This is a genomic window from Nocardia sp. NPDC050718, from assembly GCF_040654235.1.
Classification (GTDB): domain Bacteria; phylum Actinomycetota; class Actinomycetes; order Mycobacteriales; family Mycobacteriaceae; genus Nocardia.
Window position 1 is genome coordinate 197,334 of record NZ_JBFAHQ010000001.1, and the last position, 26,872, is coordinate 224,205.

Sequence of the window (26,872 nt, forward strand, 5' to 3'; positions counted from 1 at the left end):
GTCTACTGACCATAGGTAAGTAACTTTGACGACATCGCAGCGAATTCTGGACGCGGCGGGCGCGCTGTTCTCGGCGCGCGGCTACCGGGCCACCTCCATGCAGGCCATCGCCGACGAGGTCGGGATCACCAAGGCCGCGCTCTACTACCACTTCGACGCCAAGGACGCGATCCTGCGGCAGCTGACGGTGCCGCTGCTGGACGAACTGGAAGCGGTGCTGGCCGCGGCCGAGACCTGCGGCGACCCCGAGCGCGTCCGCTGGCGGGCCATCGAGGGCTACGTGGACGTCCATCTGCGCCACCGCCACACCCTGACCATGCTCGTCAAGGACATGACCCTGCTGGTCCAGGCGCCGATCGCCGATCGGTTCCGGACCGCGATCGCGCTGGCCAACGAGCTGGTCGCGGGGCCTGCGGCCGATATCGAGGAGCGGGTCCGCGCGTCGCAGGCGGTCGCGGGACTCGCGGATCCGGTCCTGCTGTTCCGCGATCTACCCGCGGAGACGCTGCGTCCGCTGATCCTCGACGGTGCCCGCGCGCTGCTGGGCGGGCCCGCCGCCGACCGGCCGCGCGGACCCGCCCGCGGCCGGAACGGCGGCCGCCCCGCCAAGCTCTCCGCCGACCTCGTCGAGCAGGCGAAGGCCCTGCACGCGGACGGGCTGGCGGTGCCGGAGATCGCCACCAGATTCGGGGTATCCAGGGCGACCGTCTACCGCTGTCTCAAAATCTAATTTCGCCCACTTTTGATTTTGATATGAGAATCCGCTACCGCAGGAAGTCGCTCAGCAGCGGCACGGCTTGCGCTGGACAATCCTCGTGCAGGGCGTGCCCGCACCCGGGCAGGACGTGCGCGGTCGCGTCCGGGATCCGCGCGGCGAGCGCCCCGGCCTGGGTGGCGGGGAGCCAGGTGTCCGCGCCACCCCACAGCACCAGGGTCGGTGCGGTGATCCGGTGCAGCCCGGCATCGGTGACGCGGTAGTCGAGGTTGCGCCACAGCGCCAGGAACCCGGCCCGGTTCGCCGGTCGCGCGAACGGGAGGTAGTACGCGTCGACGATCTCGTCGGTGACCAGCTGTGGATGGGCGAAGGTGGCGCGGATGTTCTCGGCGTAGAACGACCGCGTGGTGAGCTCGGTGGCGAGCTCACCGAGCAGCGGAGTGGTGAACAGCGGCGCGACCGGTGCCTTCTCGGCATCCAGCCCCGGCGCGTCGAGCAGGACCAGTCGATCCACCCGATCCGGGTGCTCCTGGGCGAAGTACATGCTCCAGGCGCCACCCCACGAATGCCCGACCAGGGTGGTCCGGTCGAGGCCGACGGCGTCGAGGAAACTCGCGATCGCCGCCGACATCGCGGGCAGGTCGTAGGCGAAGTCGGCGCGGCGCGGTTCGGTGTAGCCCTGACTGGGCAGATCCACCGCGTAGACGGTGTGCTCGGCCGCCAGCGCGGGCAGCACGTCGCGCCAGGAGTAGCCCCACAGGCCGCCGCCGGCGATCAGGACGACCGGGGTACCCGACCCCGCGCGGACGTAGTGGAACGTCGCCAGGTCGGTCTCCACGTAGTTCGACGCGAGCCCGCCCGGAAACCGGGCCTCCGGCGCGGCGGCCGCGGGCCCGGCGACCACGCCGATGGTGCCGAACAGGACCGCGACGACCAGCGCGATCCGGGGGAAAACGGTGCTGTACTGCATGACTCGACTCCTCGTCGATTGCGGTGGACACACCTCGGACGAGGCAGGTGGCATCGCTGTGACGGGATATGAGCTGGTTCACTACCGTTCGCGGGTGAACCGGATCGGCCGATCCGGCGCGGTGGCCAGATTCCGGGGCACGGTCCGGGGGCGGGCGCCCAGGGCGAGCGCGGGGTCCAGAGCCAAGCCGACCGTGGTCAACAGGGTTGCCAGCACGATGCGGAGTTCGTATTCGGCCAGCGTGGCGCCGATGCAGCGGCGATGTCCGCCGCCGAACGGGGCGTACTCGAACGGCGAGACCTTGCGGTCGAGGAAACGGTCGGCGTGGAACAGGCGGGGCGCGGGCCAGGTCGACGGGTCGCTGTGCAGGACGCCGACGGCGAGGCCGATCGTCTGTCCGGCCGCCACGTCGACCCCGCGCCAGCGCAGCGGTCCGGTCAGCGTGCGCAGCACGATGGGAACCGCCGGATGCAGGCGCAACGTCTCCTGACAGACCGCGCCGAGCAGCGGCAGCGCGGCGAGCTCGGCGGGGTCGTCGCCGGCCGTCGCCAGTTCGGCGGTGAGCCGGTCGAGCAGGCCCGGCTCGCGGTGCAGGTGATAGAGCGCCCAGGTCAGGGTGGTGGCCGTCGTCTCGTGACCGGCCACGAGCAGCGTCCGCAGCTGCTCGCACAGTTCGGTGTCGGTGAGGGCGCTGCCGTCGTCGTAGCGGGTGGCCAGGAGCAGATCGAGCAGGTCGCCCGAGCCGGGACCGGTGCGCCGACGGTGGGCGATATCGGTCAGGATCACCTGGTCGAGCCGGGCGCGGGCGGCGACGAAACGCTCCCACGGCCCGAATCCGCCTACGCCACGGCGTAATACGGGCGCGACGAGCAGCGGCGTGGTGAAGGCGGCGAGGAAATCGGTGACGGCACCGGCGTATTCGGGCGCACGATCGACCTCGGGTCCGTACACGGCCGCGAGGATGACCCGCAGCGTGATGGATCGTGCCGCGTCGAGCGCGTCGATCCGGCTGCCCACCTGCCAGGAACCCGCTGTGCCGCAACCGTGCTCGATCTCGCGCAGCGTCGCGTCCCGGATCACCCCGGCCAGCGCGCGCACTCGCGGACCGTGCAGGGCGGGCGCCAGCAGCGCGCGATCGGTGCGATGCCGCGCGCCGGAGCTGAGGATCAGCGAGGCGGCGCCGACCATCGGTTCGATCGGATTGGGCCGCGGCGGGGTCAGCAGCGCGGCGGGCGCGCGGAACAGTTCGCGCGCGCCCTCGGCCGTTCCGGTGAACAGCACCGGCGGGAAGCCGGGGAAGCCCACCGCGAACGGATCGCTGTGTGCCGCGCGTCGTCGCAGGTAGCCCTCGAAATCGCGGCCCGCCGCCACGCCGTGCAGCACCGACCAGCGAGGGGTCGAGGGTGCCGGGCTCAGCGCTGTCATGCCCGTTACTACGGCGCGCGCCCGCGGCCGGTTCGAACCGGCACCTAGGTCTGCTCGGCGCGCAGGCGGCGCACCGTGCCCTGGGCGATCGCCGACAGCTTCGCCAGCCGCGCGTCACCGAGCGCGGTGAAGGAGTTGCCGAGCCGGTTGGTGACGAACGCGATCGACATCCGCAGATCGGGGTCGGCGTAGGCGCCGGAGCCGCCGATTCCGTAGTGGCCGAACGCCTGTCGCGGTTGCTGCTTGGTCATCAGCACCGGCCGGTGATAGCCGAGGGTGAAGCGCAGCGGCAGGCCGAGGACGTAGTCGCGGCTGTCGGTCTGCTGGGTCACGTTCGCGGCCTCGATCGTCTCGGGACGCAGGAACCGCACCGCCGCGTCGCCGCGCGCGGGCCGGTGCTCGGCGTCGCCGGCGTACACCACACCGCCGTTGGCGAGGGCCCCGTACAGCCGGGCCAGCGCCCTGGCCGAGAAGACGCCGTTCCAGCCCGGCATCACCGCGTCGTGCACGCGCGGGTCGCGCACCAGTTCGTCGAAGCTCTCCGGCATGCCCGCCTCGGCCAGTCCGCGCGCGGGCCGCACCCACGACAGCACCGAGGACGCGGTGTTCCAGCGGATTCCCGGCGGTGCCAGGTGCGGGAAGATCTTGGCGATCCGGTACCGCTGCGCGGCGGGCACCTGGAACCAGAATTCGTCGGTTCCCAACGGCTGCGCCACTTCTCGCTCCAGCACCGTGGTGAACGGCTCGCCGGTCACCCGCTGCACGATCTCGGCGACCAGCCAGCCGAAGGTGATCGCGTGATAGCCCGAGGTGCGGATGCGGCGCGGGTCGGCCGGGCTCTCCGCGAGCGCGGTGACCACCTTGTCGTAGTCGAGGATGCCCTCGCGGCCCGGCACCAGCCCGCGCACGCGGTGCAGGCCCGCGCGGTGCGAGAGCACGTCGCGGACGGTGATGTCGTGCTTGCCGTGCGCGGCGAACTCCGGCCAGTACCGCGCGACCGGCGCCTCGTAGTCGATCAGGCCGCGCTCGGCCAGCCGGTGCACGACCGTGGCCGCGACGCCCTTGCCGGTGGAGAAGGTGAGCGCGACGTTCTCGCCGTTCCAGCGCTGATCTTTGGCCGCCCAGCCCGCCCAGATGTCGACGACCGGCCTGCCGTCCAGATAGATGGCCAGCGCGCCGCCGCCACGGCTGGGCTGCGGGAAGAGTCCGAAGAAATGGTCGGCCAGCCGGATGAACCGGGGATCGACCAGCATTTGGCGCGGCGCCGCGATCGGCGTGCCGCCGGGCCGGGTCAGGGGGCCGAAATCTCCCGCCGTTGCTGCCACCATCGGGTTCACCTCCTGATGCAGGTACGGCCGGGGGGCCGGAATCCCAAGGGTAACCCAGCACCCCGACCATCGGGATGGAGTCGACGCCGGTGGCTCCGGTGGTGTATTCACAGTAGGTGTTTGCAGACCTGTCCATCGGCCGGCTCGTCGGCGCGGTCGCCATCACGGTGACCGCCTTCGTCGCGAGTGGATGCGGTGGCACCATCGACGGCCACGCGCAGCCCGCGATCGATGTCGTCCCGGCGACCAGCAGCGCCGGCCCCACCACCAAACCCTCGGGCAAGCCGACCACGAGCAAACCCGCGCAGACCTCGACCCGGGGCGGCAACACCGACTTCCAGGCCAATGTCGGCGATTGCGTCGCGCTCGGTGGCACCGTCAACGACGCCACCATCGACAAGGCGTCGTGCGGCAGCCGGGCGTCGAACTACAAGGTCATCGGCAAGGCCAAGAACAGCACCGGCTGCGTCAGCGACCGCGACAACTTCTACGCCGAGACCCTCAACGGCATCGAGACCGGCGCGCTGTGCCTCGATATCGACTGGGTTGTCGGCGGCTGCATGGATGTCGGCGGCGACGAGCCCAAGCGCATCGAGTGCACCGAGTCCGGGTCCGAGGCGGTCAAGGTCATCACGATCAAGACCGGCACCGACAGCGTCGACGACTGCCCCGACGTCGCCGATTCGGGCTTCAAGTACCCCGAGCGCAAAGTCGTGGTCTGCGTCCAGAGCCTGTAGTCCGGCGAAAGACCGGCGCGAGGCGCTAGTTTGGTGAGGTGTCCCCGACCCAGACGGTTCGGCTGAATTCGGCCACGGGGCGGTGGATCCTGCTCGCCACCATCCTGGGCTCCTCGATGGCGTCGCTGGACGCCACCGTGGTCGCGGTCGCGTTGCCGCGCATCGGCGAGTCGCTGCACACCGATGTCGCCGGTCTGCAGTGGACGGTCAACGGCTACACGCTCACCCTGGCCTCGTTCATCCTGCTCGGCGGCTCGCTGGGCGACCGGCTCGGCCGCAAGCGCGTGTTCGTCTGGGGGGTGGCCGGATTCGCGGTCACCTCGCTGCTGTGCGCGGTCGCGATGAACATCGAGCTGCTGGTCGTGGCCCGATTGCTGCAGGGCCTGGCTGGCGCGCTGCTCACCCCGGGCAGCCTCGCGCTGATCTCGGCGTCGATCGATCACGAGGATCAGGGCAGCGCGATCGGCCTGTGGTCCGGTTTCGGCGGCGTGGCGGGCGCGTTCGGGCCGCTGCTCGGCGGCGGGCTCATCGACCTGGTCGGCTGGCGCGCGATCTTCCTGCTCAATGTGCCGCTGGCGCTGGTCGTGGCGGTGGTGGCGATCCGGTTCGTGCCGGAGAGCCGGGATCCGGACGCGCCGTCGCGCATCGATGTGCCGGGCGCGGTGATCGTCGCCATCGCGCTCGGGGCGCTCACGCTCGGGCTGATCGAGGCGCTTCCGGTGCTGATCGGGGTCGGGCTGGTCGCGCTGGCGCTGTTCGTGGTGGTCGAGCTGCGCAGCCCGAATCCGCTGGTCCCGCCCTCGCTGTTCGGCTCGCGCGTGTTCACCGTCGCGAATCTGGTGACGTTCTTCGTCTACGCCGCGCTGGGCGGCGTCTTCTTCCTGCTGGTCCTGCAGCTGCAACTGGTCTCCGGGTATTCGCCGATGGCCTCGGGCGCGGCGAGTCTGCCGGTGACGGTGCTGATGCTGGTGCTGTCGGCCCCGGCCGGGCGCTGGGCGCAACGGCACGGACCGCGGATCCCGATGACCGCGGGTCCGCTGCTGGCCGCGGGCGGGGTCTTCGCCCTGCAACGGGTCGGGGCCGACGCGAACTATCTCACCGATGTCCTGCCCGGCGTGCTGATCTTCGGGCTCGGGCTCTCGATCATGGTCGCGCCGCTGACCGGCGCGGTGCTGGCCGCGGTGCCGACCGCCGACGCGGGCATCGCCTCCGGGGTCAACAACGCCGTCGCCAGGACGGCGCAACTGCTGGCCGTCGCCGCGCTGCCCGGGCTGGCGGGCCTGGCCGGCGCCTTCGACGATCCGGTCGCCTTCGCCGCCGGCTTCGACACCGCGATGCGCTGGTGCGCGGCGCTGCTGCTGGTCGGGGCGGTCGTGGCGGGAGTGCTGCTGCGGGTCCCGCGCCGCGCGCCGGAACCCGACCGGGTCGATTGCCTGCCGCACTGCGCGGGTGCCGACGGTCCGGCGCTGGCGCCCCTCGGACAGAAATGAAGCGGGCCGCGTGGAGGTGAATCCACGCGACCCGCAGTGCTTCCGGCGATCCGAACGGTGAGCTAGATGGGATGGAATCCCGCGCCGACGCCGCCGCGGCCATTGACGTCGTTCATGATCGCGCTCATGTTCGTGCCGACCTCGGGACCGAAGCAGGCCACGGCCAGGTAGGCGTTCACCATGCCCACCAGGGTCGAGCCGACGACCACCGGCGCACCGGAATCGCCTTCGATCACACACATCTGGGCCCAGGTCTCGGTATTGGTCTGGAAGACGTCACCCCAGGTGATGCCGCAGGTGTTGCCGGTGGTCCGGCCTTCCTTGCAGACGATCGTCGGGAACTGGGCGGGCCCGCCGATGCCGGTGATGGTGACGTTGCCGATCCGGTTGACCGGGATGATCCGTCCCGGCGTGAACTCGATGATCGCGTAGTCGAGTTCGGAGTTGCTGTAGGCGAACCGGCCGATCTCGCCGTAGCCACGGTCCACCTCGGCGGTGACGCTCGCGCCCGCGTCGCCGCAGTGGCCGGCGGTCAGTCCGACGAGTCTGCCCGCACCGTCGTAGCCGACCGTGGTGACGGTGCACTCGAACATGCTGTCGATGACGATTCCGGAGCCGCCGCCGATCACCGGTGGGCCGGGTTGAGCCTGCGAAGCGCCCGCGCCGGTGCCGAGCAGTGCTGCACCGAGGGCGACGGCGAAGGCGGCGTTGGCCACCTTGGCGAGTGTGGTGAACATGTCCCTCCAGACGTCGGAAGCCCGCACGATATCAATTCGCTCTGCCTATCGTGCCTGTATTCCGTCCCGGGCGCGCCCCGCCCGCCGGGCACTTCTCGGTGATAGCTGATATCTATCAATGGAATGATCAATTGTCCAGTTATGCCATCGGTCTGTGATCTGCCGGAGTATTCGGTCGGGGGGTTCGTTATGAATGACAGTTTTCCGCAATATTTATTCGGCGCAGCCGCCAGTGCTGGGAATCCAGGGGGAAAACGACATCCAACGCAATCGCCGATACCGCCACAATTGTGGGCTGTATGGTCCGACATGGCAGGACTCATAGCTGTTCTGGACAGTGACCTCTGTCTATGACAGCGCTCACATGTCGGTGGTGTGTTCTGCGCTACTCCGTAGTAAGGTGCGTCAAGCAAACAAGTCGTCGGGGTGTTGATGACCTGGCGTCGAGAGGGGTAAAAGCAGTGCAGTCGACCGAGAGTCCACCCGCCCGTTCACGAGTCAGCGAAGCTGTCGACCGGACCAAGGGCCTTTGGGACGACCATCCGAAGAAGTCACTCGAGACCTTCGGTCGACAGATCACGATGGGTTTCGAAGCGATCACGGAGTTGATCGTCGCGATCTTCCGTCGCCGCTTCCCCTTCGACGAGTTCGTCCGGCAATGCGCCTTCATGGCCAACGTGGCCGCCGCGCCCACCCTGCTCGTGGCCATCCCGATTGCGGTGATCGTCTCCATCCAGGTCGGCGCGGTCGCCGGTCAGGTCGGCGCGACCTCGTTCATCGGCGCGGCGAACGGCCTCGGCATCATCCAGCAGGGCGCGCCACTGGTCACCTCGATCATGATCGCCGGCGCGGTCGGCTCGGCGGTCTGCGCCGATCTCGGCTCGCGCACCATCCGTGAAGAGATCGACGCCATGAAGGTGATGGGCGTCGATCCGCTGCGCAGGCTGGTCGCCCCCCGGCTCGGCGCCGCGATGATCGTCAGCTTCCTGCTCTGCGGCTTCGTCGTCTTCGTCGGCTTCATCACCGGCTACATGTTCAACATCTTCGCCCAGGCGGGTACCCCCGGCTCCTACATGAGCACCTTCGCCTCGTTCGCGGTCACCCGCGACCTCGCGGTGGCGCTGCTCAAGTCGGTGATCTTCGGCATCATCGCCGCGATCATCGCCTGCGACTCCGGCCTGAACGCGCGCGGCGGCCCCGGTGGCGTCGCCAACGCGGTGAACTCGGCGGTGGTCAGCTCCATGGTGATGCTGCTCGGTGTCAACGTGGCGATCACCCAGATCTACGCCGCAGTCTTCCCCCCACAGGTGGTCTGAGCCATGTCATCAACGTATGTACCCCCGCTGCTGCGGCCGCTGCGCCAGCTCAAGGCGGTCGGCAAGGCGCCCATCGATCTGCTCGCGCGCCTCGGTCACCAGGTCTTCTTCTTCCTGCGTTCCGTCGGCTCGATTCCGCTGGCCTTCAAGCAGTACCCGAAGGAAGTCTGGCGGCTGCTCTCCGACGTCACCTGGGGCAACGGCAACATCGTCGTCGGTGGTGGCACCATCGGCGTCATCCTGATCATCAGCGCCTTCGGCGGCATGACGGTCGCCATCCAGGGTCACACCTCGCTGAACCTGCTCGGCCTGAGCCCGATCACCGGTGCCATCTCGGCCTTCGCCACCACCCGCGAGCTCGGCCCGCTGCTGGCGGCGCTGGCGTTCGCGGCACAGGCGGGCTGTCGATTCACCGCCCAGCTCGGCGCCATGCGCATCTCCGAGGAGATCGACGCGCTCGACTCCATCGCCATCCGGCCGCTGCCCTACCTGGTCAGCACCCGGATGATGGCCGCGGTCATCGCGATCGTGCCGCTGTACTGCATCGGCCTGGTGATGGCCTACGTCTCCTGCTCGATCACGGTCCAGCTGATAGGTGGCACCGCGGCCGGTACCTACTCGCACTACTTCTATCAATTCCTGGTACCGACGGACGTGCTGTACTCGCTGCTCAAGGCGGTCGTGTTCGTCATGATCACGACGTTCATCCAGTGCTACTACGGCTTCTTCGCCTCCGGTGGTCCCGAGGGCGTCGGCGTCGCGGCCGGCCGCGCGATCAAGATGTGCATCATCCTGGTCGTGTTCGCCGACCTGTTCATGACTTTGGCGATCTGGGGCGTCAACCCCGGAATCCGGATCTCGGGGTAGGCGCGCGATGATCATCGATCCCAGTGGGCGCGGTCCCACGATGAAACAGCTGTACATCGCCGGTACCTGTGGCGTCATCGTCTTCGCGGTGATCCTCGGGTTCCTGATGGCGAGGTACCAGGGCTACTTCGTGCCCAAGGTCAACGTGGCCGCCAACCTGACCACCACCGGTGACGGCCTCCCCTCGGATGCCGACGTGAAGTTCCGTGGCGTGCTCGTCGGCGCCGTCAAGGACGTCGAGATCACCGACCAGGGCGCCACCCAGAAGGTGAACATCGAGCTCAAGCCCGAGTTCGCCGGCGACATCCCGTCCAACGTCACCGCTCGCGTCGTGCCGAGCAACCTGTTCGCCGTCACCTCGGTCGAGCTGGTCTTCAACGGCGCGTCCGATCAGTACCTGCACGAGGGTTCGCAGATCCCCGAGGACACCAGCCAGGGCACGATCGCGCTGCAGGACACGCTCACCACGGTGCGCGACATCCTCAACGAGGTCGACCCGGTGCAGCTGGGCCGGGTGCTCGGCACCCTGACCCAGGCGCTCGACGGCAGCGGCCGGGTCCCCGGCTCCACCATCCAGCGCCTCGACCACTGGCTGACCACCGTCGCCGATGCAGGCCCGAACCTGGGCGGCATGCTCGACAACTTCGCGGCCTCGGCGCACGCGCTCAACCAGTCGGCGCCGGAACTGCTCGACGTGCTCGGCAGCTCGGTGCAGACCGCCAACACCATCGCCACCAAGCGCGATCAGCTGATCGCGCTGCTGGCCGGTGCGAGTGCCACCACCGACCAGGTGAACGACCTGTTCGCGACCAACCCCGATGTCGGCAAGGAGGTCACCGTCGGGATGAACGCGACCCTGGGCGCGCTGGCCGCCGATCCGAGCTCGATCACCAAGACCTTCGAGGTCTTCGGTCCGTCGCTGGCGGCGCTGAACACCACCATGCACGGCGGTCCGTCCAAGCAGATGGTCTGGAACGCGGGCATCACCTTCACCCCGTACAAGCCGAACACCGTCGCCGACTGCCCGCGCTACGGCGAACTGCTCGGCCCGAGCTGCTTCACCGCGCCCGCCACGGTCAGCCTGCCGCCGATGCCGGAGAGCGTGCGCCCGAAGGCGCTGGCGTCGGCCGCCGGCCTGCCGCCGCTGGTCGCGATCCCCGGCATGCCCGCCATCCCTGGCCTCACCACGCCGGGCCTCGCGCCGATGCAGACCGCCAACGGCACCGAGGTCAAGCCGTTCGCCGGTACGCCGCTCGAGGGCCTGGTGCCCTCGATCCAGATCCCGGGCCTGCCGGGTCTGCTCGGTGGTGGCGCCCCCGCGCCCGCCGCCGGTCCCGCTGCCCCGGCCGACGCACCGCAGCCAGCGGTGGCCCCGGCCGCCAAGCCGATCTCCTACCAGGGCGAAGCGGCGATGACTCAACTGCTGGGGCGTAAGCCGACGGCATCCGAATTCCTGCTGCTCGGTCCGATTCTGAAGGGCGGAACCCTGCAAGTGTCCGAAAACGGGGGTGGCGCATGAGCATCCGCAAGCCACTGATCGGGTTCAGTATCTTCGCGATCGTTTCCATGCTGGTCATCGTGGTCGTGTGGAATACGCTCGCCCGCACGGTCGACGGAGACACCCGCAAGTACACCGCGATCTTCACCGATGTCCTGGGCCTGCGCCCCGGCGACGACGTCCGCATGGCGGGCGTGCGCGTCGGCAAGGTCGAGAAGATCGAGCTCGACGGCAAGAACGATGCCAAGGTGTCGTTCATCGTGCAGAGCGACCAGACGGTCTTCGACGACACCAAAGCCCTTGTCCGCTACCAGAACCTGATCGGCCAGCGCTACGTCGCGCTGACCCCGGGCTCGGCGCCGAGCCCGCAGGAGCTCAAGAGCGGTTCGGTCATCCCGATCGACCGCACCGAGCCCTCGTTCGACATCTCCGCGCTGCTCAACGGTTTCCAGCCGCTGTTCCAGGCGCTGGAGCCGGCCGAGGTCAACGCCATGTCGGAGACGCTGATCCAGGCGCTGCAGGGTGACGGTGTCTCGCTGTCGTCCTTCATCGTCCAGGCCGCGCAGCTGGCCACGGATTTCCAGCGTCGGGACGCGATTCTCTCCGACGTGATCACCAACCTGTCCGGCGTGATGGCCGGGTTGGCCAAGCGAGGGGATGAATTGGAGACCCTGGTGACCCAGACCCGGGCGCTGATCGGCGGGCTCTACGAACAGGGTCAGTCGCTGCAGGCGTCCACGGCCACCCTGGCCGACGCGACGACCTCGCTGGTCGGCATGGTCGGCAAGATCCAGCCGAAGCTGTCGGCGGCGCAGAACTCGACCACCGCGGCGCTGAACCTGCTGCTGGCCAACGGCGCCAAGCTCGACCAGGCCGCGATCGACATGCCGTCGATGCTCGCCGACCTGGGCCGGATGACCTCCGAGGGCACGCACGCCAACGCCTACCTGTGCAGCCTCGACGTCTCGCTCTACGGGGTGCTCTTCCCGCGCGGTCTGTTCAGCCAGATCGGTGGCACCTCCCACTCGGAGGTCTGCAGATGAGCAAGCTCAAGAAGACCTTCCTTGGCAACCGCAACTTCTGGCTCGGTGTGATCGGCTCGCTGGTCATCGTGCTGCTGCTGGTCGGCTCGACGGTCTACCAGTTCATCGGGATCGGCAGGCAGTCGATCGAAGCGGAGTTCGTGCAGGCCGCGGGCATCAAGACCGGCGACAAGGTCGCGGTCTCGGGTGTGCAGGTCGGCACGGTCACCGGCGCCGAGATCGAGGGCGATCACGTGGTGATCACCCTCGATGTCGACAAGTCGCTGAAGTTCGGCCCCGACGCGCACGCCGCGATCAAGATGGCCACGCTGCTCGGCGCGCGCTACGTCGACCTGCAGCCGGGCGACGGGTCGGGTCTGAAGAACAAGACCATCCCGCGCTCCAACACCGACGTGCCGTACAACATCGCCGATGTCGTGCAGGTCGGTACGCCCAAGTTCGAGGAACTCGACACCAAGAAGCTGGCCGCCTCGCTCAACACGATCAACAGCCAGCTCGGTGACTCGCCGGAGCTCGTCGCCCAGGCGATCGACAGCGTCGGCGCCCTGGCCAAGGTCGTCGACCGGCGCAAGACCGAGGTCGACAGCCTGCTGAAGGACCTCAACCGGGTCACCCAGCTGCTGGCCGACAACCGCAACTCGATCCTGCTGGTCATCACCCAGGGTGAGGCCATCGCCAACCGGGTGATGGAGCGGCAGAACCTGCTGCGCCAGCTGCTCGACAACATCGCCACGCTGACTCGTCAGCTGGAGGAGATCGGCGCCGAGAACGGTAACCAGTTCGGCGGCACCATCGGTCAGCTCAACACCATGGCCGAGGGTCTGCAGAAGAACAAGGACAACCTCGACCGGCTGCTGCAGATCGGGCAGCCGACCGCGCGCTACTTCAACAACGCGCTCGGCAACGGCAACTACGGCGACGTCTCGCTGCCGTGGCTGTTCCCCGACAACTGGCTGTGCTTCGTTCAGGTGATTCAGGGGTGCGCAGGATGAAACTGACCTCGAGATTCCGCGGCGGCAAGACGCTGGCCCGATCGCTCATGATCGGCGCCACCGCCTTGACCCTGGGCAGCTGCTCGCTGCTGCCCAATCAGGTGAACGACGCGCTCGGCATGTCGACCAAGATCACGGCCGACTTCGAGAACATCGCGGGCATGTACGAGGGCAACGACGTCATGGTCCTGGGCCTGGCGGTCGGCAAGGTCGACAAGATCATTCCCAAGGGCACCTACGTCGAGGTCCACATGACCATCGACGGTGGGGTGAAGATCCCGAAGGAAGCGATCGCGGCGATCATCTCGCCGTCGATCGTCACCGACCGGCACATCGAGATCACCCCGCCCTTCACCGGTGGTGAGTCGATGAAGTCCGGTGAGCACCTGCCCAAGGCGCGTACCCGGACCCCGGTCGAGCTGGACACGATGATCAAGACCATCGACCAGTTCTCCGCCTCGCTCAAGCCGGAAGAGGGCCAGGAAGGACTCGGCCCGCTCTCGGGCCGGGTGCTCTACCCGGTCCTCAACGGCAACGGCCAGAAGATCCGCGAAACCCTCGACGCCCTGTCTTCGGCGTTGAAGATCGGTGTCGACAACAAGGACGCCATCTCCAACATCATCATCAAGCTCAACGAGTTGACGACGATGCTGGCCGACAACGACCAGTCCGTGCGCGACTTCAGCAACCGGGTGACCGCGATGTCGGGCCTGCTGGCCGAACAGGCCCCCGGCCTGCAAGCCACCCTGGATCAGCTGAACGCGTTCCTGGCCAACACCTCCACGATGTTCGGCGAGCACGCCGACGAGCTGGAGACCTCGCTGACCGGTCTGACCAACGTCACCAACCAGCTGCGCGCCAACTCGGGCGCGATGGTCGAGATCGTCGACATCGTGCCGCTGCTGATGCAGAACATCGACGGCGCGATGAACAAGGAAGGCCGCTTCGTCCGCCTGCACGGCCTGATCGGTACCGCCCTCTCCGGCGAGATCGTCAGCGTCTTCTGTGAGCGGGTCCAGATGAAGTCCGATGGCTGCCGCTCCGGGAACATGCAGGACTTCGGCCCGGACTACGGGCTCACCGCCGCACTGCTCGGACTGACGAAATGACCCTACGTATGACGATGAAAGCCCGCCGCGCGCTGGTCGCCGCGGCCGCGACGGCCACCGTGGCGATCACCTCCGGGTGTGGATTCACCGTGGAGGATCTGCCGCTGCCCAAGCCGGGCGCCGAAGGCGACACCTACACGCTCCACGCGGAGTTCGACAACGCGCTGAACCTGCCCGATCAGGCGAAGGTGAAGATCGGTGGTTCCGATGTCGGGGTGGTCTCCGGCATCTCCACCAAGAACTTCCAAGCCCTCATCGACATGCAGATCAGCAAGGACATCGTGCTGCCCCAGGGCAGCACGGCCGAGCTGCGTCAGGCGACTCCGCTCGGTGACGTCTTCATCGCGCTGTCCAAGCCGAAGAACGGCGCTCCCACGGGCGCGCCGCTGCAGGACGGTGCCACGCTCACCCGCGAGTACACCTCCGCGGGCGCCACCGTGGAAGAGCTGCTGATCTCGGTGTCGATGCTGTTCAACGGCGGTGGCGTGGCCAGCCTCAGCCGGCTCGGCACCGAACTCGGCTCGATCCTCAACGGGCAGGGCGGCAACCTGTCGCACCTGATCACCGAGATGACCGGTGTCATCGGCGAACTGAACAACAACAGCGCCAAGGTCGATACGGTGCTGACCGAGTTCAACACCCTCGCCAACACCATCGAGAACAACAAGACCCAGCTGGGTCAGGTGGCCGACACCCTGCCGCAGGCCATCGGCGCCATCGCCGAGAACAACAAGGCGATCGGTGACCTGCTCACCAAGGTGGCCACGGCCAGCGCCGCGCTCGGCGACTACTCCAACACCACCGGCGATCAGCTCTCCGAGCTGCTCACCAACCTGGACAACCTGATGACCGCGCTCGCGGCCTCCGGCGACAACTTCGGGTACGTGCTGGATCAGCTGCACGCGATCCGGCCCGGCGCGAACGCCACGTTCCAGGGCAAGTCGCTGGCGCCGTACGCGACGCTGACCAACCTCGACATCGGGTTGCTCACCGATCCGGCCAACAGCAAGTTCCCCGATCTGAAGGACGTGAACGACTTCGTCGGCACCTTCATCCAGGTGCTGCAGATCGTTCAGGGCCGAGTGGGAGGCCACCGATGAGCAAGGCGAAGAAGTTCTTCGGTAACAAGATCCTGCTGGCCAATGCCGCGCTGGTGGTGGTGCTGATCGTCGGTGCCACCTACCTGCTGGTCAACGTCATGCGGGTGAACCCGCTGCGCTCGGAGTACGCGGTGACGGTCAACTTGGACCGGTCGGGTGGTCTGCAGCCGGGCAACGACGTGACCCTGCGCGGGCACCGGATCGGCAAGGTCACCTCGGTCGAGCTGATCGACCAGGGGCAGTCGATCGCCGCCAAGGCGCAGATCGACAAGAGCTACAAGATCCCGGTCGACACCATGATCCAGGTGGCGGCCCTGTCGGCGGCGGGCGAGCAGTACATCGACTTCCGTCCGAAGAGCGATGTCGGCCCGTTCCTCGGTGACGGCGCGGTGATCAAGTACAACCCCGAGCAGATCAAGACCCCCACCCCGGTGTGGGCGGTGCTCGACGACACCAGCGCGCTGATCGCCCAGGTCAACCCGCAGCAGTTCAAGACGATCCTGTCCGAGCTCGACACCGCGCTCGGCGCGGGCCCGGATCAGCTGCGCGGCCTGATCAACGGCGTCAGCCTGGTGGTGGCGGGTCTGGACAACCTGCTGCCGCAGACGGTGAACCTCATCGCGAATCTGCGGGTGATCGCCGAGACCACCTCGCACGCGCAGCCGGATCTGCAGACCCTGACCAGCAACTCGGGCGCGCTGCTGACCCAGTTCAACAACGCCAACGCCGAGCTGCAGAGCGTGCTGGACAACGCGCCGGCGCAGTTCGAGGCGCTCGGCGCGGTGCTGGACAAGACGGCCGATCCGATCACCGGTCTGGCGGCCAACTTCGTCGCCATCACCAGGGCGGCGCAGCTGCGTCAGCCCGCGCTGCGACTGCTGTTCCCGTCGCTGGCGCTGGGTCTGGAGTCGATCGCGGTACCCGCCCACGACGGCGAGTTCCACACCGTCATCGACATCTGGCCGCGGCCGACGTGCTACTACGCCACCGAGTACCGCCGCAACGAGGAAGTCCAGGACGGGTCGATCCCGAAGTGGAACTACTGCGTGAACCCGCCCGCCGATCAGCAGATCCGCGGTTCGGCCAACGCGCCGCGTCCGAACGTGCCCAACAACGGCGCGCAGATGCCCCCCGGTGTCGATCCCAACGAGCGGACACCCATCCCGGTGAACTGAGTTGATGCCCGGCCCGGTCCCTCGCGGACCGGACCGGGCATACTCGCTGGGGAGAGCGTGTGGCCCGGCTCACGGGCCCACGAAGGATATCGGTGCGATATGTGTGCCGGGAAAGAGCAGGATTGATTCGATGACCAGCGACGACGCCGAGAGCAAGAAGGAAGCTGCCGCGGCGGATAAGCCCGATCTGGCCAAGGCCGACGCGACCGTCAAGGGCGCCGCGGCCACCCCCGAAACGGACGCCCCCACGGTGAAGGCGGCGACCGTGCCCGAAGCGCAGGCGCCGGCGCCCGCGTCGGCCGGGAAATCGAGCTCGACGGGTTGGATCGCCGCCGGTGTGGCCGGTGTGGTCGCTCTCGGTGCGGCCACCGCGGCCGTGGTGTTCTTCCTGCAGAGCAGCGACAAGGGCGACAAGCTCGATGCCATCGCGGAGTCGACGAAGGCGGCCTGCGACTACGGCAACATCCTCGCCAACTACGACTACTCCAAGGACCTCGACGGCTACATCGCCTCGATGAAGGCGGGGGCCACCGGCGACTACCTGAAGGAATTCAGCGACGCCAGCGAGGCGCTCAAGGGCGCGATGGTCCAGGCCCAGGTGAAGTCCCGCGGCGAGGACGTGCAGTGCGCCTACATCTCGGGTAGCACCGAGGACGTCAAGGCCATGGTCACCATGACCCAGTACCGGACCAACTTCACCCAGACCGAACCGGACCGGATGATGTTCGCCATCGAGATGACCCTCGAGAAGTCCGACGACGGCAAGTGGCTGGTCAGCAAGCTGGACTCGCCGCTGCTCAAGAACGGCAGCCAGGTCCCCGGCGGCGGCGCCCCCGGCCAGACCGTGCCGACCCCGCAGGCGCCCGCGCCGACGCCGGGCAACTGATCGACGAGTAATCGGCGAACGCCTCCGGCGGCAGAGCGACTCTGCCGCCGGAGGCGTTTTCGTGCGGACCAACTCCGGTCGCGTCGGCGCCTCAGAACAGGGTGAGTGTCCCGGACGGCGCCGCCGGCTCGACCGGCTTCCCCGTGGTCCGCGGTCTGGTGGGTTCGGCGACTTGCGCCGGGCGGGCGGCGGCCTCGCGGGCGGCCGCGCCTGCCAGAGTGTCGGCCTGTTCGTTGAAATAGTTACCGACGTGCCCGCGGACCCAGCGGAAACGCACCGGGCCCTCGCGGGTCGTGATGGCCCGATCGATCTGCTTGATGATCTCGACGTTCTTCACCGCGCCACCGGTGGAGGTGCGCCAGCCGTTGCGCCGCCAGCCGGTGATCCACTCGGAGGCGCATTTGATGGCGTAGAGCGAATCGCTCTCGATGAGCATCGGCTCGGCGCCGGGGTGGGCGAGGATGGCTTCCAGTACGGCGCGCAGCTCGGCGATCTGGTTGGTGCCGGTCGCCGCTCCCCCGCTGTCCGCCGGGCCCTGGTGGTTCACCCAGGCCCAGCCGATGGCACCACCGGGATTGCGCAGGCAGGACCCGTCGGTGCTCACGATGATCATGACCGCCACCCTAGGCGATGCGGCCGACAAGATCGGTACCGTGGAATGCCTCTATCTCCCTTCGCAACCGCGACTCCGTCCGGCGCAGTGCCGATCTCGCGACCGCGTCGACGAGGCCGTGGCACAGGCGGCCGAACACACCGCGTGGTGGTGGATAGTCGGCTTCGGAGGTCAGCACCGACCGTTCGTAGCCGAGCGGATCGAACCGTAGTGTCACGGTTCCGTATACCCGCCCACGCAGGGTATACCCGATCACCGCGTTGCGCCGATATTCGGTGATCTCGCAGGTCGAGCGCAGCGGAATCACCCCGAACAGCCGGACTTTCAGCACGAAGGCGGCGCCGAGGCCCTGGTCGGGTTCGCCGTCTGGCTCGATGCCGGTGACACCCGACATCCAGTCCGGGACGAAGCGGAAGTTCGCGGCGTAGGCGAAGGCGGCGTCGACGGGTGCGCCGACGTCACACGCATACCTGATGTGGCCCATCGGCCCTCCCTGATCACGGATGGGCTCAAAATTACTACAAATATCCTCTTTATTGGCCGGATTGCCGCTCAGAGCTGGTCGACGAGGTACTCCGCGATCGGCATCGCCGACGTCGCCGCAGGTGAGGGTGCGTTGAGCACGTGGATCGAGCGCGGGGTCCGCTCGATCAGGAAGTCGTGCACCAGGGTGCCGTCGCGCAGCACGGCCTGGGCGCGGATGCCCGCGCGATGCGGCAGCAGATCCGCGGTCGTGAGTTCCGGGCAGTAGCGACGGCATTCGGCGAGGTAGCCCCGCTTGAACACCGAATTGCGCAGCTCGCGCGCCCCGGTCCGCAGGTGCGTGCGGGCGACCCGGTGCACGCCGGGGAAGCGCAGCACGTCGACCGCGTCCCGCACGTTCACGCTGCCCTTGGGATAGCCCTCCCTGGCCAGCCCGAGCACGGCGTTCGGCCCGACGGTCAGCTCGCCGTCGATGGTCGGGCTCAGGTGGACGCCGAGGAACGGCAACGCGGGATCGGGCACCGGGTATATCAGCGTGCGCACCAGCTCGGCGCGCTCGGCGGGCAGCCGGTAGTACTCGCCGCGGAACGGGACGATGCGGAAGTCGGTGCGGATGCCCGCCATCCGCGCCATCCGGTCGGCCTGCAAGCCGGCGCAGACCACCAGCGTGCGCGCGGTGAACGTCGCGGCCGGGCCGGAAATCGTGACGGCGGAATCGGTTTCGCTGATCGCCTCGACGACGGTGTCGAGCGCGATCCGCCCGCCCATGGCCACCACCTGATCGGCGAGCGCGGCCGTCACCTTCGCGTAGTCGATGATGCCGGTGGCTGGCACGAACAGCGCGCCGACGCCGGTGATCCGCGGCTCGCGGCGCACCAGCTCGGCCGCGTCGATCGCTTCCACCTCGACGCCGTTGGCGACGGAGCGCTCGTAGAGGTCGAGCATCCGCGCGTGCTCGGCGGAATCGGTGGCCACCAGCAGCTTTCCGCAGACCTCGAACGGAATGTCGTTGGCGGCGGCGAACTCCTTGGTCCACCGCGCGCCCGCGCGGCACAGCCGGGCCTTCAAACTGTCGGGTGGGTAATAGATTCCGGAGTGGATGACGCCGCTGTTGTGCCCGGTCTGATGCGCGCCGAGGCTCGACTCCTTGTCCACCAGCACCAGACTCGCGCCGGGGTGGGTGGTCAGCAGGCGATGCGCGGTCGCCACGCCGACGATGCCGCCGCCGAGCACGCAGAAGTCGTACGCACCGCGCCCGGTGCCGCCAGAACTCACACGCCGACGGTAGTCGGCGCCTCGTCGGCAGGTGTGGTCGGTGCGGCGGTCTCGTCGCCGGCCTGTGCCGACTCGACCGGCGCGGGCTCGGTGCCCGGCTTCTGCACCCGTTCCACGCGCAGCGTGTGGCTGCCGAGGCCGGGATCGGAGAGCACGAAGACCAGTTCACCGCGGCGGGTGTCGAGTTCGGTCCGCAGCGCGGTCACCCCGGCGGGGTCGGCGGTGAGGCCAAGGTATTTCGACGCGATCGTCACCAGGTTGGTGTCCACCGTGAAGGCGATGGTGTCGGTGCGCGCGGGCGCGACCTGCGCTCCGACGTAGGTGGTGCCGATCTTGAGCCGTCCGGCCAGCGCCGAGCTGTCGGGGGTCGCGCCGACACCCGACTGCTGTGCGGTCACCGGGGTCCTGGTCACGGCGGGCACCGTGCGCTCGGTCGACATCGCGAGCTCGACGAGATCGCTGCTCGCGCGCGGCGCGGAGTCCTCGGCGAAGGCGGGGCGGTGGTGGCCCGATCCCGGCGGCACGGCGGGGGCCGCGGTGTCGTCGGCGCGCGGCGGCGCGAGCTCGGGCATGTGGTTGACGATGTAGGCGCCCGCGGCGACGGTGAGGCAGAGGCTGGCGGCGCCGGCGATGACGGTGGCGGACAGACGCGCGATCTGAGCGGGTCGGTGAGCGGTCACGATGCGGTCCTTCCTGTACCTGTGGGTGAACCCGAGGGAACGGGGCCCGCATCGTTGAAAGCCACGCGCTGATTTCCACGGTACGCCGGTGCTAGCTGTTGTTAGCACCGGCGCCGGTGAGATCAGGACCACATCTGGACAACCGACCTATCAGTGCGGGTCAGCGCCGTGCCCGGGGGTCGCGGTTGTTTCTCACACCGCGCCGCGGGGTACCCCTCCGAAGCAGGCGAGCGTCGTTCACGACTGCCACGGAGGTCAACCCCCGGCCAACGAAGTCCGGGGCAGTCGGCACGAATGGCGCTCAGAGACTGACGCTCGCCTGTTCGAAACGTGTGGTCAGGCGAACTGGCCTGCTTCGCGGCCCGCCCCGGGCGGACCGGCGAAGGCCTGGGCGATGCCGAGCCAGTGTTCGGCGTCGGGGCCCTCGGTGACCAGGGCGGTGTCTTCGCGGTGCCTGCGCTGGGTCGCGACCAGGCAGAAGTCGACGGCCGGACCGGTGACGCGCTGCTTCGCGTCCTCGGGACCCCAGGTCCACAGGCTGCCGTCGGGCGCGGTCAGCTCCACCCGGAATTCCTCGGCGGGACCGGATTCCCCGTGCACGGTGTAGGCGTAGTTGCGGGTGCGGACGCTGATGTGGGCGACGGTGCGCAGCCGGGCGGTGGGTGTGCGCTCGACGCCGAGCGCGTCGGCGACGTCCTGGCCGTGCGCCCAGGTCTCCATGATCCGCGCGGAGATCATCGACGCCGGGCTCATCGGCGGGCCGAACCAGGGCAGTTTGGTGCCCGCGGGCACGGCGGCCAGCGCGGCGATCAGGGCCGCGCGGCCCGAGCGCCAGCGCACGAGCAACTCGGCGGGCGGGGTCTGCGCGACCTCTTCGGCGGCCTCGTCGACGAAGGTGAACATCTTGGGCGCTGCCTCGGCCAGCAGCTTCGCGAAGGTGTCACCGTCGGTGGCGGCCAGCTTGGAGACTTCGTCGGTCCAGGTCAGGTGGGCGATCTGGGTGGTGATGTCCCAGCCGGGCGAGGGGGTGGTGGTCTGCCACTGCGCGGAGGTCAGCGGTGCGACCAGGTTTTCCAGATCCGCGCATTCGGCGGCGAAGTCGTCGAGGAGCGCTGCGAGGTCAGCCATCTGTTCCCTTGCCGATCGTGGCGCGACCCGGTACGGGTGCGCCTCGTCACCAAGAATCTCAGCGGCCCGAGAAAAATGCAAGCACGCGTGCTTGTTATTTGCCGCTACCAGCCGAAGATGAGGAGGTGGACCGCGCCGACTACGACGCCCAGCGCACCACCGTGCAGGTACAGCAGCCACGCGTCCTGCTCCACCGCGGCATAGAACATCTCCATGAACTCGCCCGGCGTGAGTTTCTGCAGCTTGCGATCGGCGAACTCGTCGATCTTCTTCGCCTGCTCCAGCACGAACTTCTCGTCGTCGACCATTTCCGGCGCGAGGCTCATGCCAGCGCCCGCGCCGGAGATGGCGAGGTTGTCGTACCCTTTCCGCCCGATCGCCGCGCGCACCATGAACGCGGTCGGGCCGAGCTGGTGCTGGATCTCCTCGGCGACGACCCGCTCGATCAACTGCTTGGTCTTGTCGCCGTTCGGCCCATCGAGCAGCTCGTTGGACAGGTTCTCCACGGTCAGCACCTGGTAGGCCAGGATGTGCGCGAGGTCGGTCGCCGCCTGCGGCTGCCGCTTGGCCAGCAGGGCCTGGCGCCACAGGTACTTGTAGCGCGGCTGCGGGTCGCCCGGCTCGAACACCATCTTGATCGCGATGACGTTTACGATGACGCCGATCGCGGCCGAGGCCAGCAGCACGATCACCCACGCGGGCACCAGCCCCCAGAACGGGATCTGCGAGTGCACGTGCAGGTACAGCGCCAGCACCAGGCCGAACGGCGCGCCGAGCAGGCCGATCCGCACCATGAACTTCAGTTCCGGCGCGGCGATGGTGGTGGTGAGGTCCTTGAGAATGGTCGGGTTCTTCTCCAGGTACCTGATCACGAAGTTCTTGACGTCGAGCAGCTGGTCGATGTTGTCGCCGAGGCTCGCGAACGCGCGCCTGCCCAGCGCGGGCAGCTGCCGGTCGACCCGCTGGTAGACGGCCTGCTTCACCGGTCGTGGCAGCGAGCGCCACAGATCGGGATTCTCCCGGTACATGATCTCGTCGACGATCGGCCGCACCTGGTCGCGGGCCCGTTCGGCGAGATAGTCGCCGATGCCGTCCAGATCGAGTTCATGGATGAAATCGCGCGGGCTGCCGATGCGCATCAGCGCCTTGTCGACGCAGATACTCGCCATCTTCTCGGAGCGGGCGGGGATGAAGCCCTGGAAACCGAGCTGGCGCCCGTCACCGGAGAAGGTCGGCAGCACCTGGACCCGGCGTGGCAGATACGGATACAGGACGTGCAGCATCGGTACCCGGAAGCCCTTGAAATGCAGCGGCCAGAACAGCATGAGCACGCCGGTCCAGTTGGTGAGCCAGCCCGCCACCGCGCAGAAGATCGGAAAGCTCACCAGTTCGACCACGAATTTCGACTGCCCCGTCAGCTCTTCCCAATCGATGAAGAGTCCGGAGGCCAGTGTGGTCATCGTGGAGCCCCCTAGTGCTGACGCGCGAAGAACGTGAAGAACGTGAGGATAAGGCAATCACATTCTGACCGGTCGCGACGGGGTGTCAACGGCGGAGGGCGGTATCTACCCCGGCCGCAGCACGACGTGAACCTCGATCGTCACCCAGCGCCCGATCAGGAATTCCGGTGCTTTCACCCCGATCGCCCTGCGGTCGAGCACGGCTTCCGCGCTGACGGCCACGGTGTCGGCGGTCAGGTCGAACCGGGTGACGGTGAAGACCAGCGGGATGTCCCGGCCGCGGACGGTGGCCACGCCCGCCACACGCCACTCCCCATCGGTGCCCGTGATGTCGTCGGCGACGAAGCTCATCCGCGGGTGCCGGTCCAGATCCAGCAGCCCCGGCTTGCGCAGATCGCGATCGCGCCGGGCGTTGCCGGTGTCGATCGCGGCGAGGTCGACGACCCCGCTGACCGTCTCGGGCTGCCCGGCGGGACCGACCGTCAGCCGGCCGGCCAGCACCGGCATCGTCCCGTGCACGGTCCGCCGCCCGAAGTGGCCGACCCGGAACCGCGCGGTGCACCGCTGCGGCGCGGCGACCCAGTCCGTGCGCTCGCGCTCGCCCAGCATGATCCAGTTCATGACGTCGCCCCCGCGGCGTAGATGGCGGCGGTGTCGTGGTGCCGCAGCACCGGGTAGATCTCCACCCGGTCGGGCCCGGGCAGCAGCGCCGGGTCCTCGTCCGGCAGCAGCTCGGTGGCGAGGATGGCCGCGCGCACCGCGTGCAGCGCTTCCTCGGACTCGCCGATGCCGATCACCACGCCGGAGCCGTCGGCGCGGCGCAGTTCGTAGTACTCGAGCAGGCCCGGCACGGTGGCCAGGGCGGGCCGGATGCGGTTCGCGGCGGCGAAGTCGGCGGCCGCCAGTTCGCCCGCCGTGCGCGGCCGGTCGAACCAGACAAGGTGTGCGTACATGATTTTCAGCTCCTGACCTGGGGAATTCGGTGATTCAAGGATCGCCGCGCGCGGGCGCGTCCGGATCAGTGCCGGTACGTATCCGCGGTACTGAACTTCGCCGTAGGCGCGATACTGGTGCGATGCAGACTCCGGCCGTCGGACGGCATCAGGAGATCGCGCGGCTGCGCGCGGCGGTGCTGTCCGCCGCCGCGGGGGCAGGCCGGTTCGTGCTGGTCGGTGGTGCGGCCGGGATCGGCAAGTCCTGGCTGGCGGAACGCGCCGTCGAGCTGGCCGCGGAGTCGGGGCTGCGAGTGGCGCGCGGCAACGCGCTCGACGACGCCGGGATGCCACCGCTGTGGCCGTGGCGCCGGGCCGCCCGCGACCTGCCCGAACTCGCCGCCGCCCTCGATACGGTCAGCGAACCCGGTGGCGGTGCGGCCGCGCAGCGCTTCCGGATGTGCACCGAGGTCGTCGACGTGCTCACCGCGGCGGCCGCGGGCACCGGCCTGCTGCTCGTGCTCGAGGATCTGCACTGGGCCGACCCGACCTCGCTGGCGCTGCTCACCCACGTCGCCGGCGAGACGGCGCGCGCCGAGCTGCTCATCGTCGGCACGGCGCGCGAACCGGCGGGGGCGACCCTGCTCGGGCACCAGTCCGAGTGGCTGCGGCTGCCGAATGCCCGATCACTGTCGGTACCGGGGCTTTCCGAGCCGGAGGTGCGCTACTGGCTCGAACAGCGCGGTCTGTCCGCCGATCTCGCCGCGCGGGTGCGCGATCGCACCGACGGCAATCCGCTGCTGGTCCGGCTCGTCCTGGAATCCGGTGCCGCCGAGTCCGGCAACGGCGACGTGCTGTCCGTGCCCGCGGTGCGCCGTTTGGTGCTGTCACAGCTCGACCGGCTCGCGCCGGACACCGTCGACGTGCTCAGTGCCGCCGCCGTATTCGGTGAACGCATCGACGCCGACCTGTTGGCGCAGGTATGCCCGCGGGTGCCGGACGCCATCGACGCCGCGACCGCGGCGGGCATCGTCCGCCGTTTCGACGACGGCACGACCGGTTTCACCCACGCCCTGATCAGGGACGCGGTGTACGCCGACCTGACACCCTCGCGCCGGTCCGCCCTGCACCGCGTGGCGGCGGAAGCGCTGACCGCGCGTGGCGGTCCCGACGCCGTTGTCGCCGGGGCGATCGCGACGCAGTGGCGCGAGGCGACGGCAGGCGCCGAATCACCGGCGGGCCTGCGCTGGTCGCGGCGCGCGGCCCGCTCGGCACGGGCCGCCGCGGCCTATCCGGAGGCGATCCGGTTCGGGCAGTGGGCGATCGACGCGGCGGGCGCCACCGCCGCCGAGGCCGACCGCGCCGAGCTGCTCCTCGACCTCGCCCGCGACGAGTTCGCGGCGGGCCGGATCGCCGACAGCCTCGAACACTGTGTCCAGGCCGCCGCCCTCGCCGAGCGGGCCGCCCGTCCCGACCTGCTCGCCGAGGCCGCGCTCGTGGTGCACGGCGTCACCACGCCCACGGTGATGACGCAGCTGGACCAGCTGTGCGCCACCGCCTTACGGCAGCTCGAGCCCGGCACCCACGACGACCTGATCGCCCGGATCCTGGCCAGGCACGCCCTGTCGGCCGCCGATCGCGGCGCGGGCGCGGCGGCCAGGACGCTGTCCGAGCAGGCCATGCGCGCCGCCGCGCACTCCACCGACCCCGATGTCGCGCTCGACGCCATCCACGCCCGCCACCTGTCCCTGGCCGCGCCCGACTACCTCGACGAGCGAACCACCCTGGCCGCCAAGGCGATCGAGCTCGCGGTCGACGCCGAACAACCGCTCGCCCAGCTCTGGGGACACGTGTGGACCGCCGACGCGAGCCTGCAACGCGGCGACCTCACCGCCTTCGACAGCGCCCTCGACCACATCGCGCTGCTGGTCGAACGCCGTCGGCTGCCGATCGCCCGGTGGCACCTGCTGCGCCTGCGCGCCACCCGCGCGGTCCTCGTCGGCGACCTCGCCGCCGCCCTCGAATTCGACAGTGCCGCCTATGAACTGGCGCTGGCCATCGGCGACTTCTCGCTGGCCGGGCTGCATCACGCGTTCCGTGGGATGTACGCGGTGATCGTCGGCCACATCGACCGCGCCGAGCTGACCGCCGCGGTCGAGTCGCTGGCCTTCGCCCCGAAGATCCCGATCGCCCAGCTCTTCGCGCCGCTGATGCACGCGCTCGCCGGTGACGTCGACGAGGCCACGGCCCTGTTCGCGCCGTTCCGCGAGCTCCCCGACACCCTGGAGATCGGCGCGCGCTGGGCGGGCACCGTGTTCTGTGTCGGTCTGGTGGCCGAACTCCTCGACGACGCCGAGACCGCCGACCGGGTCTACCGCGCCCTGGCGGGCCAGGAACGGTACTACTCCGCCGACGGCACCGGCGCGCTGATCTGCGTCAGCTCGCTGGCCCGGGTCCGCGCCGACAACGCCCGCGTGGCCGGGCACCTGGACGCCGCCGTCGAGCTGTACCGGCGCGGTCTGGCGATGGACGCCAGGATCGGCGCGCGGCCCTTCGTCGCGCTCGGCCATCTCGGCCTGGCCCGCACCCAGCTCGCCCGCGCCGACTTCGCCGCCGCGCGCGCCGAAGCGGGGCGGGCGGCCGCCGGGTTCCGCAGGCTCGGCATGCCGTACCGCCTGGCCGCCGCCGACGCCCTGCTGACCAGGATCGCCGCCGCCACCCGGTCCGCCGATCCCCTGACGCCGCGCGAGCGGGAAGTCCGCGATCTCGCGGCGGCGGGCCTGACGAATCGCGAAATCGCCACGCGTCTGGTTCTTTCCGAGCGCACCGTGGAAACCCACGTCCGCAACATCCTCGCCAAACTGGGTGTCACCAACCGCACCGAACTCGCCCGCGACCCCCGCTGACGCAGGT

General features: G+C 69.1%; 25 protein-coding genes. 13 read left to right on the forward strand and 12 right to left on the reverse strand.

What is annotated here, in order from left to right; all coding sequences use genetic code 11:
• Positions 1 to 25 precede the first annotated feature (25 nt).
• Positions 26 to 730, forward strand: a complete 705-nt coding sequence (locus AB0H54_RS00915; RefSeq protein ID WP_357341909.1) for a TetR family transcriptional regulator — start codon at positions 26 to 28, stop codon at positions 728 to 730.
• A gap of 34 nt (positions 731 to 764) precedes the next feature.
• Here AB0H54_RS00915 and AB0H54_RS00920 read toward each other — a convergent pair whose 3' ends face one another.
• The 3 genes from AB0H54_RS00920 to AB0H54_RS00930 form a co-directional block, all read right to left on the reverse strand.
• Positions 765 to 1,685 carry an alpha/beta fold hydrolase gene (locus tag AB0H54_RS00920; RefSeq protein WP_357341911.1) on the reverse strand — a complete coding sequence of 307 codons (921 nt, stop codon included), beginning with the start codon at positions 1,683 to 1,685 and terminating at the stop codon, positions 765 to 767.
• An 81-nt stretch (positions 1,686 to 1,766) separates the two neighbouring features.
• Positions 1,767 to 3,110 carry a cytochrome P450 gene (locus tag AB0H54_RS00925; protein WP_357341913.1) on the reverse strand — a complete coding sequence of 448 codons (1,344 nt, stop codon included), beginning with the start codon at positions 3,108 to 3,110 and terminating at the stop codon, positions 1,767 to 1,769.
• Positions 3,111 to 3,154: 44 nt separating this feature from the next.
• Positions 3,155 to 4,363 carry a serine hydrolase domain-containing protein gene (locus AB0H54_RS00930; protein WP_357344137.1) on the reverse strand — a complete coding sequence of 403 codons (1,209 nt, stop codon included), beginning with the start codon at positions 4,361 to 4,363 and terminating at the stop codon, positions 3,155 to 3,157.
• Between the two features lie 191 nt (positions 4,364 to 4,554).
• On the opposite strand from AB0H54_RS00930, the gene AB0H54_RS00935 reads away from it, so the two are divergent.
• The gene (locus AB0H54_RS00935) at positions 4,555 to 5,175 is read left to right on the forward strand and encodes a hypothetical protein (RefSeq protein ID WP_357341914.1); all 621 of its coding nucleotides are present in this window, start codon (positions 4,555 to 4,557) and stop codon (positions 5,173 to 5,175) included.
• 38 nt (positions 5,176 to 5,213) lie between these two features.
• Positions 5,214 to 6,665, forward strand: coding sequence for an MFS transporter (locus AB0H54_RS00940; protein ID WP_357341916.1), 1,452 nt, complete (start codon positions 5,214 to 5,216; stop codon positions 6,663 to 6,665).
• A 62-nt stretch (positions 6,666 to 6,727) separates the two neighbouring features.
• On the opposite strand, the gene AB0H54_RS00945 is transcribed toward AB0H54_RS00940, so the two are convergent.
• Positions 6,728 to 7,402: a serine protease gene (locus AB0H54_RS00945; RefSeq protein WP_355275279.1), complete on the reverse strand. Its 675-nt coding sequence runs from the start codon at positions 7,400 to 7,402 to the stop codon at positions 6,728 to 6,730.
• Between the two features lie 461 nt (positions 7,403 to 7,863).
• Between AB0H54_RS00945 and AB0H54_RS00950 the strand changes: the two genes are divergently transcribed.
• From AB0H54_RS00950 to AB0H54_RS00990, 9 genes are all read left to right on the forward strand, one after another.
• Complete coding sequence (locus tag AB0H54_RS00950) at positions 7,864 to 8,718, forward strand: ABC transporter permease (protein WP_355275277.1); 855 nt, start codon at positions 7,864 to 7,866, stop codon at positions 8,716 to 8,718.
• Positions 8,719 to 8,721: 3 nt separating this feature from the next.
• The gene (locus AB0H54_RS00955; RefSeq protein WP_355275275.1) at positions 8,722 to 9,585 is read left to right on the forward strand and encodes an ABC transporter permease; all 864 of its coding nucleotides are present in this window, start codon (positions 8,722 to 8,724) and stop codon (positions 9,583 to 9,585) included.
• Between the two features lie 40 nt (positions 9,586 to 9,625).
• The gene (locus tag AB0H54_RS00960) at positions 9,626 to 11,104 is read left to right on the forward strand and encodes an MCE family protein (protein ID WP_357341917.1); all 1,479 of its coding nucleotides are present in this window, start codon (positions 9,626 to 9,628) and stop codon (positions 11,102 to 11,104) included.
• Positions 11,101 to 12,126: an MCE family protein gene (locus AB0H54_RS00965; RefSeq protein ID WP_355275271.1), complete on the forward strand. Its 1,026-nt coding sequence runs from the start codon at positions 11,101 to 11,103 to the stop codon at positions 12,124 to 12,126. The genes AB0H54_RS00960 and AB0H54_RS00965 overlap by 4 nt, the downstream gene beginning before the upstream one ends.
• A complete protein-coding gene (locus tag AB0H54_RS00970; RefSeq protein WP_357341918.1) occupies positions 12,123 to 13,118 on the forward strand; it encodes an MCE family protein in 996 nt (331 codons plus the stop codon). The genes AB0H54_RS00965 and AB0H54_RS00970 overlap by 4 nt, the downstream gene beginning before the upstream one ends.
• Positions 13,115 to 14,227, forward strand: a complete 1,113-nt coding sequence (locus AB0H54_RS00975) for an MlaD family protein (protein ID WP_357341919.1) — start codon at positions 13,115 to 13,117, stop codon at positions 14,225 to 14,227. The genes AB0H54_RS00970 and AB0H54_RS00975 overlap by 4 nt, the downstream gene beginning before the upstream one ends.
• An 8-nt stretch (positions 14,228 to 14,235) precedes the next feature.
• Positions 14,236 to 15,327: an MCE family protein gene (locus AB0H54_RS00980; protein WP_357341920.1), complete on the forward strand. Its 1,092-nt coding sequence runs from the start codon at positions 14,236 to 14,238 to the stop codon at positions 15,325 to 15,327.
• Complete coding sequence (locus AB0H54_RS00985; protein ID WP_355275263.1) at positions 15,324 to 16,502, forward strand: MlaD family protein; 1,179 nt, start codon at positions 15,324 to 15,326, stop codon at positions 16,500 to 16,502. The genes AB0H54_RS00980 and AB0H54_RS00985 overlap by 4 nt, the downstream gene beginning before the upstream one ends.
• Positions 16,503 to 16,632: 130 nt before the next feature.
• Positions 16,633 to 17,388, forward strand: coding sequence for a hypothetical protein (locus AB0H54_RS00990; RefSeq protein ID WP_357341921.1), 756 nt, complete (start codon positions 16,633 to 16,635; stop codon positions 17,386 to 17,388).
• A 91-nt stretch (positions 17,389 to 17,479) separates the two neighbouring features.
• On the opposite strand, the gene AB0H54_RS00995 is transcribed toward AB0H54_RS00990, so the two are convergent.
• The 8 genes from AB0H54_RS00995 to AB0H54_RS01030 all read right to left on the reverse strand — a co-directional run bounded on the left by AB0H54_RS00995 (position 17,480) and on the right by AB0H54_RS01030 (position 23,980).
• Entirely contained in the window at positions 17,480 to 18,001 is a 522-nt protein-coding gene (locus AB0H54_RS00995) for a ribonuclease H (protein ID WP_355275260.1), read from the reverse strand.
• Between the two features lie 10 nt (positions 18,002 to 18,011).
• Positions 18,012 to 18,485 carry an SRPBCC family protein gene (locus tag AB0H54_RS01000; protein ID WP_355275258.1) on the reverse strand — a complete coding sequence of 158 codons (474 nt, stop codon included), beginning with the start codon at positions 18,483 to 18,485 and terminating at the stop codon, positions 18,012 to 18,014.
• Between the two features lie 68 nt (positions 18,486 to 18,553).
• Positions 18,554 to 19,759, reverse strand: coding sequence for an L-2-hydroxyglutarate oxidase (lhgO, locus tag AB0H54_RS01005; protein ID WP_357341922.1), 1,206 nt, complete (start codon positions 19,757 to 19,759; stop codon positions 18,554 to 18,556).
• Positions 19,756 to 20,439: a hypothetical protein gene (locus AB0H54_RS01010; protein WP_357341923.1), complete on the reverse strand. Its 684-nt coding sequence runs from the start codon at positions 20,437 to 20,439 to the stop codon at positions 19,756 to 19,758. Before AB0H54_RS01010 ends, lhgO begins: the two co-directional genes overlap by 4 nt.
• A 336-nt stretch (positions 20,440 to 20,775) precedes the next feature.
• Complete coding sequence (locus AB0H54_RS01015; protein WP_357341924.1) at positions 20,776 to 21,567, reverse strand: TIGR03084 family metal-binding protein; 792 nt, start codon at positions 21,565 to 21,567, stop codon at positions 20,776 to 20,778.
• A 104-nt stretch (positions 21,568 to 21,671) separates the two neighbouring features.
• On the reverse strand, positions 21,672 to 23,027 hold the full coding sequence (locus tag AB0H54_RS01020) for a hypothetical protein (RefSeq protein ID WP_357341926.1): 1,356 nt from the start codon (positions 23,025 to 23,027) through the stop codon (positions 21,672 to 21,674).
• A 105-nt stretch (positions 23,028 to 23,132) separates the two neighbouring features.
• Positions 23,133 to 23,648: a YceI family protein gene (locus AB0H54_RS01025; protein ID WP_355275248.1), complete on the reverse strand. Its 516-nt coding sequence runs from the start codon at positions 23,646 to 23,648 to the stop codon at positions 23,133 to 23,135.
• Positions 23,645 to 23,980 (reverse strand): hypothetical protein, encoded by a 336-nt coding sequence (locus AB0H54_RS01030; protein WP_357341928.1) that lies wholly within the window; start codon positions 23,978 to 23,980, stop codon positions 23,645 to 23,647. The genes AB0H54_RS01025 and AB0H54_RS01030 overlap by 4 nt, the downstream gene beginning before the upstream one ends.
• A gap of 122 nt (positions 23,981 to 24,102) precedes the next feature.
• On the opposite strand from AB0H54_RS01030, the gene AB0H54_RS01035 reads away from it, so the two are divergent.
• The gene (locus AB0H54_RS01035; protein WP_357341930.1) at positions 24,103 to 26,865 is read left to right on the forward strand and encodes an AAA family ATPase; all 2,763 of its coding nucleotides are present in this window, start codon (positions 24,103 to 24,105) and stop codon (positions 26,863 to 26,865) included.
• The last annotated feature ends 7 nt before the right edge of the window (positions 26,866 to 26,872 follow it).